The organism is Actinomyces marseillensis (genome assembly GCF_900155605.1).
Lineage (GTDB): Bacteria > Actinomycetota > Actinomycetes > Actinomycetales > Actinomycetaceae > Pauljensenia > Pauljensenia marseillensis.
The window spans coordinates 1646593-1663094 of the sequence record NZ_LT707420.1; the positions used below are offsets into that span (position 1 = coordinate 1646593).

General features: G+C 55.8%; 16 protein-coding genes. 9 read left to right on the top strand and 7 right to left on the bottom strand.

The genetic code is table 11. The features are described from left to right. Positions 1-15 precede the first annotated feature (15 nt). The 6 genes from BQ8011_RS07285 to BQ8011_RS07310 form a co-directional block, all read right to left on the bottom strand. Positions 16-405: a hypothetical protein gene (locus tag BQ8011_RS07285; RefSeq protein WP_231945294.1), complete on the bottom strand. Its 390-nt coding sequence runs from the start codon at positions 403-405 to the stop codon at positions 16-18. Positions 406-450: 45 nt separating this feature from the next. Continuing rightward, positions 451-4026 (bottom strand): chromosome segregation protein SMC, encoded by a 3576-nt coding sequence (gene smc, locus BQ8011_RS07290; protein WP_072455996.1) that lies wholly within the window; start codon positions 4024-4026, stop codon positions 451-453. A gap of 45 nt (positions 4027-4071) precedes the next feature. Then, positions 4072-4821, bottom strand: coding sequence for an HPr family phosphocarrier protein (locus tag BQ8011_RS07295; protein ID WP_072455998.1), 750 nt, complete (start codon positions 4819-4821; stop codon positions 4072-4074). A 9-nt stretch (positions 4822-4830) separates the two neighbouring features. Continuing rightward, positions 4831-5472, bottom strand: a complete 642-nt coding sequence (dhaL, locus tag BQ8011_RS07300) for a dihydroxyacetone kinase subunit DhaL (RefSeq protein WP_072456000.1) — start codon at positions 5470-5472, stop codon at positions 4831-4833. Position 5473: 1 nt separating this feature from the next. Next, positions 5474-6352, bottom strand: a complete 879-nt coding sequence (locus BQ8011_RS07305) for a dihydroxyacetone kinase subunit DhaK (RefSeq protein ID WP_072457737.1) — start codon at positions 6350-6352, stop codon at positions 5474-5476. An 86-nt stretch (positions 6353-6438) separates the two neighbouring features. Continuing rightward, on the bottom strand, positions 6439-8142 hold the full coding sequence (locus BQ8011_RS07310) for a bifunctional folylpolyglutamate synthase/dihydrofolate synthase (protein ID WP_072456002.1): 1704 nt from the start codon (positions 8140-8142) through the stop codon (positions 6439-6441). A 168-nt stretch (positions 8143-8310) separates the two neighbouring features. Here BQ8011_RS07310 and BQ8011_RS07315 point away from each other — a divergent pair, with 168 nt between their 5' ends. Genes BQ8011_RS07315 through BQ8011_RS07325 form a run of 3 tightly spaced genes read left to right on the top strand, consistent with a single transcriptional unit; the run spans position 8311 to position 10549 of the window. Further along, positions 8311-9270: a hypothetical protein gene (locus BQ8011_RS07315; RefSeq protein WP_034501537.1), complete on the top strand. Its 960-nt coding sequence runs from the start codon at positions 8311-8313 to the stop codon at positions 9268-9270. Continuing rightward, entirely contained in the window at positions 9267-9932 is a 666-nt protein-coding gene (locus BQ8011_RS07320) for a DUF3824 domain-containing protein (protein WP_034501538.1), read from the top strand. Before BQ8011_RS07315 ends, BQ8011_RS07320 begins: the two co-directional genes overlap by 4 nt. Continuing rightward, positions 9929-10549 carry a hypothetical protein gene (locus BQ8011_RS07325; protein WP_157884990.1) on the top strand — a complete coding sequence of 207 codons (621 nt, stop codon included), beginning with the start codon at positions 9929-9931 and terminating at the stop codon, positions 10547-10549. Before BQ8011_RS07320 ends, BQ8011_RS07325 begins: the two co-directional genes overlap by 4 nt. A gap of 224 nt (positions 10550-10773) precedes the next feature. Here the strand turns inward: BQ8011_RS07325 and BQ8011_RS09020 are convergent, their stop codons facing one another. Then, positions 10774-11103, bottom strand: a complete 330-nt coding sequence (locus BQ8011_RS09020; protein ID WP_157884991.1) for a hypothetical protein — start codon at positions 11101-11103, stop codon at positions 10774-10776. On the opposite strand from BQ8011_RS09020, the gene BQ8011_RS07335 reads away from it, so the two are divergent. From BQ8011_RS07335 to BQ8011_RS07360, 6 genes are all read left to right on the top strand, one after another. After that, a complete protein-coding gene (locus BQ8011_RS07335; RefSeq protein WP_034501541.1) occupies positions 11096-11341 on the top strand; it encodes a hypothetical protein in 246 nt (81 codons plus the stop codon). The genes BQ8011_RS09020 and BQ8011_RS07335 overlap by 8 nt on opposite strands. Before the next feature lie 91 nt (positions 11342-11432). After that, a complete protein-coding gene (locus BQ8011_RS07340; protein WP_034501542.1) occupies positions 11433-12398 on the top strand; it encodes a hypothetical protein in 966 nt (321 codons plus the stop codon). A gap of 663 nt (positions 12399-13061) precedes the next feature. Then, positions 13062-13637, top strand: a complete 576-nt coding sequence (locus tag BQ8011_RS09025; RefSeq protein WP_157884992.1) for a hypothetical protein — start codon at positions 13062-13064, stop codon at positions 13635-13637. A gap of 142 nt (positions 13638-13779) precedes the next feature. Continuing rightward, a complete protein-coding gene (locus tag BQ8011_RS07350; RefSeq protein WP_072456004.1) occupies positions 13780-14502 on the top strand; it encodes an ABC transporter ATP-binding protein in 723 nt (240 codons plus the stop codon). Positions 14503-14545: 43 nt separating this feature from the next. After that, positions 14546-15334 (top strand): ABC transporter permease, encoded by a 789-nt coding sequence (locus BQ8011_RS07355; RefSeq protein WP_072456006.1) that lies wholly within the window; start codon positions 14546-14548, stop codon positions 15332-15334. Positions 15335-15343: 9 nt separating this feature from the next. After that, entirely contained in the window at positions 15344-16480 is a 1137-nt protein-coding gene (locus tag BQ8011_RS07360) for a sensor histidine kinase (protein WP_072456008.1), read from the top strand. The last annotated feature ends 22 nt before the right edge of the window (positions 16481-16502 follow it).

The following is a 16502-nucleotide window of genomic DNA, read 5'->3' on the forward strand; positions in this document are numbered from 1 at the left end:
CTCAGGTCTTCCTTTTTAGGCTTTTTCTGTCGGTGCAACGTCGCTGGAGGCACCGCTTTGCGATTCGCCTTGCTGGCGAGAGGCAGACTTCGCGTGAGAGCCTCGACGGCTTGCAATGTCTTCAATACGTTCGGTCATTGCTTCAACAGCCTCGAAACCGGGGAGGCCATCGGCAACCATGTAACCGCGAGAACTACGAGAGCTATCAAGCACGTTTCTCATATTCTCTTCACGGACGCTGATCTCGGGAATCTGGGTCGGAATCTCTTGGCTGGATTGACTCTTCAAATGGTCTTTCCATTGATCAGCACTACGCCTGTGCAGGGCGAAGCCCAAGATGACCGCTGAGGCAATAGCAAGCATGACGATCATGGTGACGATGTAGACCGCAATTCCTTCAATCATGTCTTAACTTTCCCATCAGTGACGCGGCTATGCCAAGTGCACGCCCTATTCATTCAGGCGTTGAGAGACCACGCGAGTCACACCGTCCCTCATGGTGACGCCGTACAGAGCGTCAGCGATTTCCATTGTTCGCTTCTGGTGCGTAATCACAATCAGCTGCGAGGTCGCGCGCAATTCTTTGAAGATCTCCAGCAAGCGCGAGAGATTAATGTCATCTAGGGCTGCCTCAACCTCGTCCATCACATAGAAGGGAGAGGGGCGAGCCTTAAAGATCGCAACGAGGAAAGCTAAGGCAGCAAGAGAACGCTCGCCGCCAGAGAGGAGCGAGAGGCGTTTGACTTTCTTGCCGGCAGGTCGGGCCTCAATTTCGATCCCCGTATCGAGCATCGAATCGGGATCAGTCAAGACAAGATGGCCCTCTCCACCTGGGAAGAGAACATTGAAAGTGTGTTCAAAGTGCTTCGCTGTGTCCTTCCATGCATCTTCGAAGGCTTCTTGAACCAGGCGATCAACATCTTCGACGATATGGAGAAGATCTGCCTTAGATTTTTTGAGGTCGTGTACTTGGGCGACGAGGAATTCGTGCCGCTTAGCCAAAGCCGCATGTTCTTCCAAAGCAAGAGGATTGACACGGCCCAGTTTCTCGAGTTCTTTGAGGGCTTGGTCAAGGACCTTGACCTGTTCTTCGCGCACATAGGGCCGTGAAGGCACAGAATCTTCTGTTTCTTGGGCAGGCAGTCCTTCCTCATTCGAATCAACGTCCTCTGGGCTGACCTGGTTGAGTGCGTCCTCGGTGAGGATGGGGACTAGGTTATGCGGGCCATAGTGTTCGATGAGGTCATCTGCGTCCATGGAGATTTCCTCCAAAGAACGCCCCTCAAGTTGCTCGACACGCATCCGTAATTCCGCGCGCAGAATCTGAGCCTGTTGGGAGGCAAGAGTGAGCTCAGAAATTTGAGCGCGAACGGCATCGAGTTGAGCGCGAACTCCCGCGAGTTTCTCCGAATCTTCACGCCGCGCCACTTCGATGGCGTCGCGGCGTCCCTTTGCTGCGGCAACTGCCCTTTGCGCATATTCGAAGCCCCGCTGTGCCTCTTCTAGAACGCTTTGAGCACGTGCAAGTTCACGCTTACGTCGCTCTTCCCTGCGCTGGTAGGCAATTCTTTCCTCGCGGCTACGGGCAGCGGCCTGTCGAAGATTACGGGCGCGCGAGGCTGCGCCTCGTGATTCTTCTTCTGCTGCACGCAAAGCAAGGCGCGCCTGCGTCTCTTCTTCCCGCGCCGCGCGCGCTGCAGCTGCGCGTTCTTCGGCGAGGCGAGTCGCGGCCTCGAGATCAACATCGGGAGCTTCAAGTGCGCCGGTTCGCGCACGTTCCTGCGCATTTTCGTGGGCAATGCGCGCGTGCTCAAGTTGTTCTTCGGCGCGTTTCAGGGTCTCTTCGGCACGCGTTGTTTCCGCGTGAGCGGCACGAGCGCCGCTGTGAACGCGAGCCGCCTCCTGTGCGATCTTCGCTTGACGCGCGTCCTCTTCACGAAGCGCCTTGAGTGCATCATTTGCTCCACGCACAGCTTGGTCCAGAGCAGCGTTGGCTTCACTCAGTTGCTCTTGAGCATCACTTTCCCGCTTTAATGCTTCCGCGGCAGCCGCCGCTGCTTCCTCGTACTGTGCCCGCAAGGCAAGGGGCGAAGCGCTCTCTTCCCCCGCTACCAGCACGGATGAATTCGTCACGAGGTCCCCGCGCACAGTTGCCACGCACTCAATTTCTGGGCGGGCAATAGCGATTCGTGCTTCTTCAATGGTCTGCGACACCCACGCACCGTCAAGGAGCACATCAAGAAGAGCAGAAAAACGCTCCGAGGTGACGGCGTCTCTGGCCCATTTGCCCGGAATTCCCTCAAGTGGGGCCGGCTTGCGGTTAGTCGCCGCGCAATCTGCGATGAGGAAACGGACTTGTCCCTGGCCACGCTCGTCGGCATCGCGAACGTTCTCCCACGCGTGCTCGTGTGTATCCATCACCAACGCGTCTGAGAAGGGGAAAAGCAGCTGAGCAATTGCATTCTCATACCCGGCATCGACATGGACGCAACTGGGCAGATCACCCATCGATCCCTTGGCTTCCATAAACGAGGCAGTACCGTCGCTGGGAGTGAGAGTTTGAGCGAGCGCATCGCGGCGCGCTTCCCAACGCGCGCGTTCAGCTCGCGCGTCGCGTTCAAGTGCAAGCAGCGCATCAACCTTCTCGCGTGCTTCTTCTCGAGTTTTTTGTGCAGCGTTGAGTGCTTTCGAGGCGAGTGAATCGTTGCTGGGATGATCTTCCGAATAGGCTTGCGCCTCCTGAGCGGCCTTCGCCTCACGCTCTCGGGCCGCGTCTACCTGGGTCTTTGCGCGCTTTGCTTCCGCCTGGGCGGCATCAAAGCGTGACGATGCCGAGGCAAGACCCGCACTGAGGCGCGCACTGGCCTCGCGATAGTCGGCGAGAAGTCGGTTTGCTTGTGCCAAAGCACGCTGGGCCTCGTCATCGAGGCGTTCGGCTTCGCCGCGAAGACGAAGAGCCTCGTCGACTCGACTCTGGGCGCTTTGAACTCGTTGAAGAATCTGTGCATCCTCGTGGCTGGCGGCTTGCGCGCGTTCATCCAAGGATGCGGGGTCTTCGGTTTGAGGGGCCAATTCCGGTTGGGAATGAGTCAACACGCGCTCGCGTGCGATCGTCATGGTGGCATCGAGACGCTGGGCAATTGCGGTGAGCGATTGCCATTCTTCCATTGCCTGTGCGACCTGCGGGTGCCGGAGGCGCTCTTCTTCTTCCAGGCGTCGAATATCGGCGCTTCTGAGTGTTTCTTCTTCTTGCAGGTGTGCTAGGCGCTCATGCTGGACGTCAGCATCATCAGATCCGCGCTGAAGCCGATCTCGAGCAATCACCAGATCATCGGCAAGAAGACGCGCTTTTGCGTCGCGTACACGCGCTTGAATGAGCGAGGCTCGACGTGCGATCTTCGCTTGGCGCGCAAGAGGACGCAGCTGACGCTCGATTTCTGAAGTGAGGTCGAGGACCCGGACCAAGTTTTGATCCATATCCCCAAGTTTTTTCAATGCGCGTTCTTTTCGCCTGCGGTGCTTGAGAACCCCCGCAGCCTCTTCAATGAAACCGCGGCGTTCTTCCGGCGTTGACGACAAGATCGTGTCAAGCTGACCTTGCCCGACAATGACGTGCATTTGACGGCCCATACCGGTATCAGAAAGCAATTCTTGGATATCCAGGAGCCTGGCCGGCGTTCCATTAATTGCGTATTCGCTGCCACCGCCTCGGAAAAGAGTGCGACTGATGGTGACTTCGGAGTAGTCGATGGGAAGGAGACCGTCACTGTTGTCGATGGTTAAGTCGACCTGCGCTCGTCCCAAGGGTGCGCGACCTGATGTTCCGGCAAAGATGACGTCGGCCATATTCGCGCCGCGAAGCGTTTTTGCACCTTGCTCCCCCATCACCCACGCTAAAGCGTCGACGACATTGGACTTTCCAGAACCATTCGGACCAACCACACAGGTAATCCCGGGTTCCAGGCGTAGAGTCGTTGCACTTGCGAAGGATTTGAATCCTCTCAGTGAAAGTGTTTTAAGGTGCACGAATCTAAGCCTAAAGCTTCCTGAAGATATTCAGCAGAATTTCGATCAACTTCCGTGTCCTTGGAGCATTTCCCGGACGCATCGCATTGCTTCTTCGCGCTCGAGGCCCTGCGCGCGGACATGGATGTGCTGGCCCTGGCGAACCCCCAAGGACATGAGCTCCAAAACAGAGGAGGCATCAACATCATTGATCCAGACCTGCGCATCCATTGGAGCAAGAGCTCGGACAAGAAGTGCAGCAGGACGGGCATGCAGGCCAGCAGGGTCACTGACTGTCATTTCTTCTTCAAGAATCTGCTGCGAGGTAATTTCAAAAACTCGGGAAGAAGATGGCTCCAGAACAACACTCGTGATTTGCGCAATTTCAGTGCGGGCGCGCTCCGCCAAGTCAATGGCGCTTTGACAGGCAGCAACCGCGACTTGGGCAAGCCCGCTACCACCGTGGGCTGCGACCGCAGCAGCAACCGTCCCCTCGACCAAGGGGGCAGTCACGCACATGCAATCTTTCGGGTTACCGCGTAGCTCAAGGACGGTCTGGGCGACCATGGTCGAAGAACCCAAGTCTGTCAGAAGAAGCACACCGCGCCGACACGAGTCGCTACCGGGTTTATGAATGCGTGCGAGCGCTCGATCAAGGGCATCTTCGACCTTGCTCATAGACGTGCCTAAACCGCCAGTATCCTCCCCCGCAGCAATCTCGAAATGGATGTCGGGAGCCATTTGAGAGGCAAGTTCAACAACGCCTTCAGCAAGTTCCTGACTGTGCGAGATGATCACGAATGCAACACACGCCATTGTTATGTCCTAATCGTCGGCGGCAGCGCGGGCTGCCTGCATGATGATGATTGCTGAAGAAACAGCCCCCGGATCCACGTGTCCGATCGAGCGTTCTCCAAGATAAGACGCACGTCCTTTGAGCGCCTTCATCCCCTCGGTCAGTGCAGCTCCACGCTGTGCGGCATGCGCAGCAGCTTGCAGTACCTCGTTAACGTTTTTTCCTTGCGAGGCCAATTCTCGTGCGATTTGGGCCGCGGGAAGCCATGCGTCGAGCATGGTTTTATCGCCAGCACTTGCATTACCGCGCTGTGAAATTCCTTCGGCAATAGCCTCATACAAGACTGCGATCGCCTCATTGTCCGGACAATCTGAATTCTGTGCAAGGGCACGGCCACCTCTGAGAAAACCAGTGCCGTATAGGGGCCCGGAGGCTCCCCCAACATGAGTCATCAGAGTCTTCGCAACCAAGGTGAGTCCTTCGCACAGCGAATTCCACTCGGAATCTGCGAGGGCGTTCTCAACCTGGGTGAAACCACGTGTGATGTTCGTACCGTGGTCACCGTCACCGATTTGACGGTCAAGTTCGGTCAGGCGTTCTTCTTCGCGAAGCAAGGAGGCTGCGCACAGGCGCATCCACTGGGTAAACCACTGTGTGTTGATGGTGTTCATTTCATTCACTCCATGCGGGGGCAAGGGTCGGAGCATCATAAAGGGCAAGGATATCCGGACGCGCGCGCATTAAGGTCAGCGACAGACCGTCCATATCGTCACTGGTGACAAAAAGCCCACTCTTCATACGAGCGATAGTTTCGCCAGTGCAACGTGCATATTCTTCTATTGCGGAGCACGCATATTTCAGGTCTTCCTCAGGGGCAGACCCCAAGTTATTCACCAGAGCGATCACTTCTTCGCTGCCTGGAGGAAGTTGGCTAAAAACTTCCTGAACAGCTAGAAAAATGACCTCGGAGCGCGCCGAATACGAAAGCGTTGAAACGCCCTTTTCTCCATGGATTCCAACTCCCATTTCGGCATGCCCCTTGGCAAGATCGAAGGAGAGCTTTCCGTCGGGCGTTGTAGGGGCACGGAAACAAATCCCATAGCTGACGATCGTCTGTTCAATTTCGGCTGCAACCTGGCCGAGCTCCTCGCTTGTCATTGCAAGCGATGCACCGGCACCAAGAATTTTCTCGTAAAGGAGTGTGCCTGCAATCCCGCGCGCTCCTTGCGAAACCCCGCGAGTTGCCAGGTCGTCATGAACGTATACCAGCGTGCAGGCAACGCCCGTGTCTTCAAGAAGCTCCACTGCCAGTTGAAAATTGAGCACATCCCCGGTGTAGTTCTTGACGATAGCAAGGACTTCTTCCGCAGGGGTCTCTTCGATCATTCGAGTGAGGAGCTGAGCAATATCCGTGGCAGAAGGCGCAGTAAAGTGTTCTCCGGTCGCGCAGCCACTGAGCATCCCTTGGCCAAGGAAGCCCGAATCCATGGGTTCATGTCCCCCGCCACCACCAGATATCACGGCGACAGGAACAGAGGGTGATGAGCTCACGGCAAGCTCTGTGCGCGAGTGAGTCAACCCTATCTACCCCCTGAGCTGGATTTACTCAAAATCATGCCATGCTCGCAGTGAAATTACTAGGGGCGAATTCCCATGAGACGCAGGACTTCCCCAGCTAAGAGGACCGAGCCAAAAACGACAACGCCGGTTGCGGGGGCACTCTCATCCCCGGCCTCGCCAAGGTTAACGGCAGCGGCAATTGCTTCGAGGATATCCTCGTGGACTTCCACGCGGTCTTCCCCGAAAACATCGCGCGCGATTTCGGCGATTTCTTCGGCGGGTTTTGCGCGCACTCCGGGCATCTGTGTGACCACGAGGGAATCAAGATAGGGCTCAACCTCGCCGAGTACTCCTTCGATATCCTTATCCCCCATCCCCGAATAGACGCCGACGATGCGCTCAAAGTCGAAGGCCTCGGAAATGGATTCACCCAGGGTGTGTGCACCGGCAGGATTGTGCGCGGCGTCCACAATAATCGTCGGCGAGTGGCGCACAACTTGAAGGCGCCCCGGTGAAGTAGCGGCAAGCATCCCGGCCTCGACAAGGCGAGCATCCAGCGCACGCCCGCCCATGAAGGCCTCGACGGCTGCGATCGCAGCTGCAGCATTATTCGCCTGGTAGCTACCAAATAGGGGAACGAAAACGTCCTCATAGACCGCTGCAGGGGTGCGGACGGTAATCATTTGCCCACCGACCCCAAGCTGACGATCAAGGACTTCAAAGTCTCGACCTTCAAGGCGAACAATTGCATCGACGCTGGCCGCACGCTCTTCGATCACCCGCAAGGCTTCTTCCTCTTGGCGGGCAACGATCACGATCTGACCGGGCTTGATGATTCCTGCCTTTTCTTCTGCGATCTCACGAATGGTCGATCCGAGCCACTTTTCATGGTCGATCGCAATGGGCATGATGACGCTGACTCCAGCATCAATAACGTTCGTCGCGTCCCATCTGCCTCCCATTCCAACTTCGACGACGGCAGCGTCAACGGGGTGGTCAGCAAAGGCTGCAAAAGCCATAACCGTGAAGACTTCAAAAAATGACAGTCGGGTTCCATCTATTTCGGCGTGGGCACGGTCGACCATTTCGATATAGGGAGCAATATCGTCCCATGTGCGCACGAATTCTTCTGCAGAGATCGATTCTTGTTCGATGGTGATTCTCTCGCGGACATCAACGAGGTGCGGAGAGGTGAATCGTCCGGTTCGCACGCCGCTTGCCGCCAGAAGCGCATCGATCATGCGCGTTGTTGAGGTCTTTCCATTGGTGCCGGTGATGTGCACGCTGGGATAGCTATTTTGGGGATCACCCAAGATATCGAGCGTTTCTTTCACACGATCCAAGGTCGGTTGAACCTGATGTTCGGGGACCCTCGCGATGATTTCTTGGTAGATTTCCTCAACGCGCGCTTCCATCCGAGCACTATGGGCAGCATCCGTCAAAGCTTCGCGGTGTGCGTCTTCTGCGCGCCGCTCAGCAAGTTCTTCTTCCCAATCTTCTCCCCACTGGGAGTAGTCGCCTTCAAGCTCAGCGAGGATTGACGGGTCTGGGCCTAGGAGCATCGAGTTCAGCGCCAGCGCCTCGAGGGCAAGATCGCGTTCGTCGGGCTCACTATCTGCTGACTCATTATCGAAGTCCTCTTCGTCGACGCGGTCAGCTTCTTCGAGGTAGGGAATGAGGTCAGCTGGAATTGTCCCCGGACGCTGCTCTTCTTGCGAAGCGGGAGCGGCTTGCTCTGCCTCGTCATGTGAATGATGCGCGAAGAATGATTCCCCGGTCATGAGTCCTCCCTAAGTTGAGCTGGGCCTATTCTATCGACGAGGCCATGGGGGCGCCGCGTTTGTGGGTATCGTTGCGTGGATGGGAAGGAAGAGATTTCACCCAGATGCGTGCTGGAACGTAGACTGAGACCACTTAATCGTTAAACGAGGGAGATGTGCGAGGAGCTTATGTCTGATTTTCCACCAAATTCCGGATACCCAGCTCCCCAGGGCCCTCCTGTGATCCCTCAAGGCGGAGCCTACCCGCAGCCACAAGCTCCTTATCAGGCTCCTCAAGCTCCGTATGTCGAACCTGAGAAGAACCCCAGTTCAAAGGGGCCGATCATCGCATGGATTGCGGTACTGACCGTTCTTGCATTGGTTGTTGTCTTTTTCTTGTGGCACACGTCCGGCCGCGGTACCTCACCGTCGCCAAGTCCAAGTGCCCCTGATCCCTCGTCTTTCTCATCTGCCACCCCCAATCCGAACCCTTCACAGTCCGTCGATGATGGGATCGATGAAGAAACCATTTCGGGGAGCCGCGGTGCGTGCTGGAGCGAGGCTACCAAGTCTGGGAAGGTGGACGCCGTCAAGGAGATTAAAACAAAGTCAGTGCACTTTGAAGGAAAGTTCGGCAACGGCGACATGAAGTACACGTACACGGGCACCTTGACCGGCTACGCAAAGGGTTCATCTTCAACGAGCAGCTTCGAGATCGTCTGCAGCGTTGTTCACACTCAATCAAGTAACACGTTCATTGTTGTAGGAGATGTGGGTCTTACGCCGCTTGCCGATCCTTCACAATCTTCTTCGCCGGCTCCGACACCGACTAGGAAGTTCCACGATGATGACATCGATGAGAAAACATGGATGATCATCTTTGAAAAGTGCTCAAACGCTTCCACGCAATCTATTCGTGACGATTACAAAGTCATGGCAGTGTCAATCGATTACCTCAAGAAAACCGCGACGTTGAGTAATGGCAACGAGGAGTACGAGCTGACTGGAAAAGTTCATGCAGAACGTAAGTACAAGGAATCTACCGATTTCTCTTCAAGCCTCTTCCAAATGAAGTGCACCGCTACTCATATGAAGGCAGATGATTCATATGACGTGAAGGCAGAGATTGACCCGAATCCGATCCAATGAACGAGGAACTCATGTCTGATTTCTCCCCCACCCCGGGCTACCCGGCTCCCCAAGGTAGCCCGCAGTTCCCCCAAGGAAGCGTGTATCCACCGCCTCAGGGACAATATCCCTCTCCGCAAACGCCGAACCCACTGCCGGCAACTCCAAAGCGCAGCATCAAGCTCATTGTCTGGATTTCAGTTGTCATCGCTCTTCTTGCGGTCGCAGCTTTCTTCGCCTGGCGAGCTTTAACTCCGGGAGCATCTCCGACTCCGACCCCGGTATCACCATCATCGAACGCCACTGCTTCTTCTGACACCGGAGAAAAAGTTGATGACTTCATCGGACATGATGTGGTTGCTAACTGTAGGATCGGCGTGTTAAACACCCCTCGCTTCCCCAAGTTTGAGGGAATTAGGGCGCTGACGATCAAAGAAATCGGACGCTACGGTGATGTCGGCACTCAATACATGATGACCGGCCTAGTTTCGGGATCAAACGGATCCGATGCCATAGAAACCTATCGAATGACGTGTACCGCCGTTGTGGCAGACGATCCAGCAGCGGCCGGGGTTGGCTTTGTCTTCGATACCACCAGCGTCGAGATTGAGCCCACGCCTGTGTCAACCCCCGCTGTCTCAGATAGTTCAACTCCGACGCCTGTTGTTAAGAAGACCCCATGAGTGATTTCACGCCTTACCCCGAATACCCTCAACCCCAGGGAGCACCACAGTTTCCACAAGACGGCGCTTACCCGCCGTTCCAGGGACAATACCAGCCCCAGCAATCCCCGTATCCTGCTCCTCCAAAGCCGCCAGTTAATAAAGGTCCGGTCATGATCTGGGTTGCGATTGTTGCGGTCCTGGCGTTGGTCGCTGTCTTTTTCTTGTGGCGCAGTTTCACGCCTCAGGTACCGCCGACTCCTACGCCGACGTCCGCGGCACCCGTTCCAAGCGAATCAACGACAAGCGCGTCGCACTCAGCTTCTCCAACGAAGAAAAAGACTTCTGCTAAGCCGACACCTACCCGTTTCCCCGACATCGACTACAACACGGCAATTCTCGTTGAGAAGAGCTGCACCGATGCCATTAAACAGTATGTTGACCAGAAGTACGACCGAACCGAAGTCGATGACATGTATCGGTCTGAGACTCCAAATGGAGACATGAGTTTCGATGTTTCGGTCTTCGGATATAAAGGCGATACTCAGTACCTTCTTGAGTGCAAGGTCGCTCACCCCAGGTGGAGTGAAATCTGGGCGACGGAAGAGATCACTGTGCACGAAAATCCCGTCAAATAGGAGCTTATCTAGTTACTCCCCTAGGATCTGCAAGGGGAGTAACTAGATAAGCTATGTCCGCCATCTGTAGTAGTAAAAGAGAATTATTCGATGTCTAACTTCACTCCGGCACCAGGATCCCCAAGCCCCCAACCCTACGGCGGCGGGTACACTCCCCAAGGTTCTTATCCCCAAGCTCCATATCCTCAAGGCCAGTATCAGGCACCACAGGGAGGTTTCCAGCCTCAACAAGGACCATATCCGCCTGCGCCTCGCTCATCATTCAACAAAGGCCCTCTATACGTGTGGATCGCAGTAGTTGCGGTTCTTGTACTCCTTCTTGCCTTCTTCCTGTGGAGGTCTTCGAGCACGAGCGTTTCGCCCGCGCCCACTCCGTCTATTTCTTCCCCCACACCCGTTCCCACTTCTTCCACGCCGACACCCAAGCCGACTTCTCCTTCACCCAAACCCAAGACTTCAACGACTGCGTCAAAATCTCCCACGGCAAAATCTTCCTCACCAAGCCCATCTAAAACTCGCCACGAGGGAATCGATGACAAAACTGCGATGCTCATTGAAAAATCTTGTTCGATCACTGCCAAACTGAACAGCACTCGCCCCATTAACGTCGTCTTTGTCGACGAAATTCAGATCGGCGAAACGCGTTCGAATGGTGACCAGCAATATAACGTCAAGGGCCATGCCTTCGAAGGACAAACTAAGTATGAGGCTCGCTGCACGGTCGTCCATGTAAAAGATGATGACCTGTGGAAGACAGAGGATTCATCGATTGGGACAGATCCGATTGAGTGAGGGGCATTTTTCGTTCCACGGCGAGAAGTGATCTTGCTAGGAAGGACATCGGCGCTGTCAATTTGCATCCTGCTCACAGAAAGGAGAGCGCATGTCTGATTTCACCCCAAATTCGGGAGATTCCGCTCCCCAAGGAACTCCATTTGTTCCTCAGGATGGAGAATATCGGACATCCGAGGACGAGCAGCAGCTGCCAATGCCTCCTCACGATGAGCTTCCAAGAGAAAACATCGCTAAGGGACCAATCGTTACGTGGATCGCAGCTCTCACCATTTTGGCGTTGATTGTTGTCTTCTTCATGTGGCGCAATAGTTCCACTCAGAAGGTTCAACCAGCACCGACTCCAAGCACGTCATCATCGGTTCCATTACCGTCAGCGTCTCTCCCCGACTGGATTCCACCCCATCCTATTGACGATGGCATCGATGAAGACACTATTGAGAAGGTCCAAAGTAAATGCGCCAATGCGTCACAGACATCCGGAAAGATGGACCTCCTCCTCCAGATCAAAACCAAAACGCTCAGAATTACCGATAAAAATACCGCCGGGAAGGTGAAGTACACCTACACCGCCACGGTGACGGGCTATGCCAAGGGATCCTCAGTCCAAAGCAGGTACGAAATCACCTGCCCTGTCACTTATGTCGAGGCCAGCGATACTTTCAACGTTGACGGGGCAGTCGATCTCACCCTGCTTCCCGCCGCGTCTCAATCATTCTTCCCCACCCCGACACCAACGACGAAGAACCGAGATGACGGTATCGATGAAAAGACATGGCTGATGATTACTTTCAAGTGTTCGAGTGCAGCCGCTCAGTCTCTCCGCGATGATTACCAATCCAAGGCTGTCTCTACGGATTATCTCAAGAAAACCGGAACACGCGACAACGGCGATGAAGAATACGAGGTTGACGGAACGGTACATGCAGAACGAAAGTACAAGGAAGATACCGATTTTTCGTCGGCCCTTTTCCACATGAAGTGCACAGCTACTCACGTGAAGGCAAGTGACTCATATGAGATCAAAGCCTTTGTCGACCCGAATCCGCAGCAATGAACGAGGGACGCATGCCTGATTCCACCGTGCAATCCGGATACCCGGCTGGGCAAGAAGCTTCACCGCTCCCGCAGGGTAGCAGACCGATACTACTGCATGGGCAGTATACGGAGCAGCAGACGCCTCACTCTACGCAGCTAAAACCGCGAAACCCCCAAGGTAAAGCAATTGTGTGGATTGCAGTTGCGATAGTGCTTGCACTGATTATTGGCTTCTTCCTGTGGCATTCCTCCACGCGGGGAGCCTCACCGGTTCCAACACCGGGACCAAGCTCATTGAGCGCAACTTCCTCACCGTCTTCCTCCCCTGAACAACCAGTAGGAGAATCGATTGGGAGACAAGTTGTTAGCCGGTGCAGCATGGAGATCAAGAATACTCCCGGCTTCTCACTGGTAGGCATCCGAGCACTGAACATTACGAAGCTCGGACCATATGGCTCAGCCGGCACTCAATACATGATGACCGGAATAGTCTCAGGATCCATTGGAACAGAAGCTGTGCAAACCTATGACGTGACTTGCACAGCCGTGTTGAGTAAAGAAGTCCAAAGCATCAGTTTTTCGTTTGACACGACCAACGTGAAAATTGACCCCACTCCTTTGCCGACTCCAACAATCTCGGATAGTTCTTCACCGACACCTACTCCTGTTGTCAGGATCACCCATGCCTAGTCTCATGCCTTCCGCCGACTCCCCCGTTCCTCAGGCATCTCCACATCTTCCACATGTCGAAACTTACGCTCCGCTCAAAAGATACGGCCAAGCACAACAATCTCCGCATCCAGAACCGGCAAAGTCCCCGACAAAGAAGCCTGTCATAATCTGGGTTGCACTCGTCATCATCGCGATAACCGCTGTCTTTTTCTTGTGGCGTAGCTTTCCATTTGCCCCATCACCTTCTGTGCAAGAAACATCAAGACCAACGCCCTCAAATTCTGTGGCACCGTCAGTTTCCGCGACTCAGCCTCATTACGAAAGCACTGATGCAGACGAAGAAGCGATTGTCGAGCAACAGTGCAGTCGTGCACTTAAAGAGAACCTCCAACGAAATATTAGCCTTACCTCTAAACGTTCCATCAGAAAGACCGCAGACGATAAGGGAATGGCTTACTACAGCGTGTACATGAATGTTTTCGAAGGAAACCAAAAGTACTACGCGCAGTGCAAAATAACTCACCCTCGCTGGAGCGATGTCTGGATAACAGAAGAGATCATCTTCGACGAAAAACCTCAGCCCTAGGATATTCATCCAAAGACCCGACGAGCTCTGAGCATCCCTAGTAGGCGTGTTATCCGCGCAGGAGTCCCCATGACATTTGTCATGGGGACTCCTGCATCAAAGGACACTTCTGGCCTCATTCATGGGCGCACACACTTGAACCATGAATACAGAAGCAGCCCCTGCTCTGCAGGCGACCAACATCCACCAGTCTTTCGGCCCCGTCGAGGCACTGCGAGGAGTCAACCTCACCCTGATGCCCGGCGAAATCGTTGCGATCCTCGGCGTTAACGGCGCAGGCAAGAGCACTTTCCTCGACATCGTCCTTGGCTTGGCCACACCAACTTCGGGTGAGATCAGCGTCTACGGAATGAGTCCACGTGAGGCCGTGCGCCGTTCCCTCGTCGGAGCAATGCTCCAAACTGGCTCAATGCCTCGAGACGGCAGGGTCGGCTACACCATCGATCTGGTGGCCTCAATGCACGCCAACCCGATCCCCACTGACGAACTCCTTGAACGCACAAAACTCACTCAGTTGGCCAAACGTCCGATCGACAAGCTCTCTGGAGGCGAGCGCCAGCGTGTACGCCTCGCCCTGGCACTGGCGGGCAACCCGGACTTCCTCATCCTCGACGAGCCGACCGCGGGAATGGACGCGCTCGCCCGCCGCGCATTCTGGGAGACAATGCGCGCCGAAGCCGCAGAAGGTCGCACCCTCCTCTTCGCCACGCACTACCTCACGGAGGCCCGCAAGGACGCAGACCGCATCGTCATTATCGATGAGGGACGTGTGCTCCTCGACGCGCCGACCGAGCAAGTCGTCGCAGACAACGAAGACCTTGAAGACGTTTTCGAGCGCATCACCTCACACGCGGACGCAGAGTGAGCGTCGCCCCACGAACGCAGACACGACACAAGAAGAAGGCATCATGACCACCCAAGCACCTGTACGATCCACCGACCATCCCGTCCCCTCCCCCTTCAAGGGGGCTGGGAAACTGTGGATCTCGACTTTCCTCTCTCACATCCTCAATCCGTGGAATATGGCCTTCGCACTGGCCATCCCGCTGTTCATGTACGCGATGTTCGGCATGACCGAGGCCGCGCGCACCACACAGACCGGACGCGGGAACCTCGCCGCTGCCATGGTCGTCATGATGACCACCTACGGCGTCATCCTGGTGGGTGGATCTCTTGGCGCAACACTCTCCGTTGAACGCACGACCGGCATCTCACGCATGTACGCCCTGACCCCCATCCAGCCGTGGGTCATCCTGCTGGTTCGATTGACTGCCCTCGTGGCACTGAGCGCTTTCATCGCGCTCATCTGCTTCAGCGTGGGGCTTGCGACCGGTTCGCAGATGGAGACGAGTGCCTGGATCATCAGCGGGCTCGTCGTCGTTGCTCTCTCGGCCTTGGGTGCGCTCATTGGCCTTGCCTGCGGATACACAATCAAGGGCGAGAACGCCTACAGCGCCTCCGCTTTCGTCATGCTCATGGGCGCCTTCGTGTCAGGCATGTTCATCCCGCTCGACCAGCTGCCGCCCTTCGTCTCACAGATCGCACCCTTCACTCCCCTGTACGGCGCCGTGCAGGCGGTCTATGCGGTCGCCGGAACCGTAACAATGCCGACATCCGCCTGGCTCAACATCGCCGGGTGGGCGGTTATTACGGCTGGAATTGCCTGGTGGGGCGCGTCCCACGACACGGCTCGCTAGGCTATTGCCATGAAGGAACGTTTAATTTCCCTGGCGTGGGCAGCCCCGTGGATGCTGTTCTTAGGCTTTCCCCTTGCCTACGCCATGGAATTACCTTCCTCAATGCAGCGCGCGAGCATCATCGGACTGTGCCTTTTCCTCGCGATCGCTAACTCGGCGACGTGGCTGACCAATCCCCTGCCCGCCCGCAACTCCTTCACGAGGCCGTTCGCCCTCTCCCACGCGGCACTGGCGCTCGCAACGCTGGCCTACCTCGTCTACGCAGTCCGTATCGGTGTCCCCTACGCCTTCATGTTGACCTCCTTTTTCCTGGTTGCTTGGGTGTTCCAAGCACCAAGCCGCTACGTGATCGCAGGGATCGTCCCAATCGTTGCGATCGCTGGAGTATTTGCTTACGCGGAGGGTGAGCCCCTGTGGGCGGGGTGTTACCTAGCGTTGGTTGGCATCTTTGTGGGCATGGCTCGCTGGCGTATGGAGCGCTCGACTCGCGAACGTCTACGCCGCCAAGATGCAATCCAGCGCGCAAAGGCAGCTGAGCGAGCGCGCATGAGCACTGACCTGCACGATATCTTGGGTCACTCGTTGATGGGCATCACGATGATTTCTGAATTGGCCGGTCGTCTTTTGGACGAGGGACACAACGAGGAAGCGCGTGAACAAATCCGTTCAGTTACTGCTCAATCAAACGAGGCCTTGGCTGACGTTCGCCGCATCGTTGCGGCCACGCGCGCACTATCCCCCTCCGAGGAGCTCCAAGAGGCACGATCTTTGCTCGAGGTCGCACGCATTGATGCCGAGATCACAAACGATGGGGAGCCTGCGTCGGGACCGCGCTCGGCGGCTGCAGCCCATGTCATTCGCGAGGGAGTCACGAATGCTCTCCTTCACGCTCACCCTTCCCTCGTCCGTATTCATTTATCTCCAGAGGGTGTCAGTGTCTGGAATGACGGTTATTCTGCCGCCTACGCCGCTTCTACAGCAGGATCGGGATCAGGCCTCGTTGGGCTATCCGAGCTCGTCGGTGATGAGGGAACCTTGACCTGGGGCGCATCGGGACATACGTGGACGATTTCCCTCACTTTCCCCTCTATGCCTCTCGGCGAAGAGGACCCATCCTCCGATACGGTGAACCAGCGCAAGGAATAGCGCCCCCAACTGCGCTAACCTA

Bases quoted from the DNA above. Each gene is read 5' to 3' on its own strand.
- BQ8011_RS07285 (WP_231945294.1), bottom strand. From the start codon at position 405: ATGATTGAAGGAATTGCGGTCTACATCGTCACCATGATCGTCATGCTT.
- BQ8011_RS07295 (WP_072455998.1), bottom strand. From the start codon at position 4,821: ATGGCGTGTGTTGCATTCGTGATCATCTCGCACAGTCAGGAACTTGCT.
- dhaL (WP_072456000.1), bottom strand. From the start codon at position 5,472: ATGAACACCATCAACACACAGTGGTTTACCCAGTGGATGCGCCTGTGC.
- BQ8011_RS07310 (WP_072456002.1), bottom strand. From the start codon at position 8,142: ATGACCGGGGAATCATTCTTCGCGCATCATTCACATGACGAGGCAGAG.
- BQ8011_RS07315 (WP_034501537.1), top strand. From the start codon at position 8,311: ATGTCTGATTTTCCACCAAATTCCGGATACCCAGCTCCCCAGGGCCCT.
- BQ8011_RS07320 (WP_034501538.1), top strand. From the start codon at position 9,267: ATGAACGAGGAACTCATGTCTGATTTCTCCCCCACCCCGGGCTACCCG.
- BQ8011_RS07325 (WP_157884990.1), top strand. From the start codon at position 9,929: ATGAGTGATTTCACGCCTTACCCCGAATACCCTCAACCCCAGGGAGCA.
- BQ8011_RS07335 (WP_034501541.1), top strand. From the start codon at position 11,096: ATGCTCATTGAAAAATCTTGTTCGATCACTGCCAAACTGAACAGCACT.
- BQ8011_RS09020 (WP_157884991.1), bottom strand. From the start codon at position 11,103: ATGAGCATCGCAGTTTTGTCATCGATTCCCTCGTGGCGAGTTTTAGAT.
- BQ8011_RS07340 (WP_034501542.1), top strand. From the start codon at position 11,433: ATGTCTGATTTCACCCCAAATTCGGGAGATTCCGCTCCCCAAGGAACT.
- BQ8011_RS09025 (WP_157884992.1), top strand. From the start codon at position 13,062: ATGCCTAGTCTCATGCCTTCCGCCGACTCCCCCGTTCCTCAGGCATCT.
- BQ8011_RS07350 (WP_072456004.1), top strand. From the start codon at position 13,780: ATGAATACAGAAGCAGCCCCTGCTCTGCAGGCGACCAACATCCACCAG.
- BQ8011_RS07355 (WP_072456006.1), top strand. From the start codon at position 14,546: ATGACCACCCAAGCACCTGTACGATCCACCGACCATCCCGTCCCCTCC.
- BQ8011_RS07360 (WP_072456008.1), top strand. From the start codon at position 15,344: ATGAAGGAACGTTTAATTTCCCTGGCGTGGGCAGCCCCGTGGATGCTG.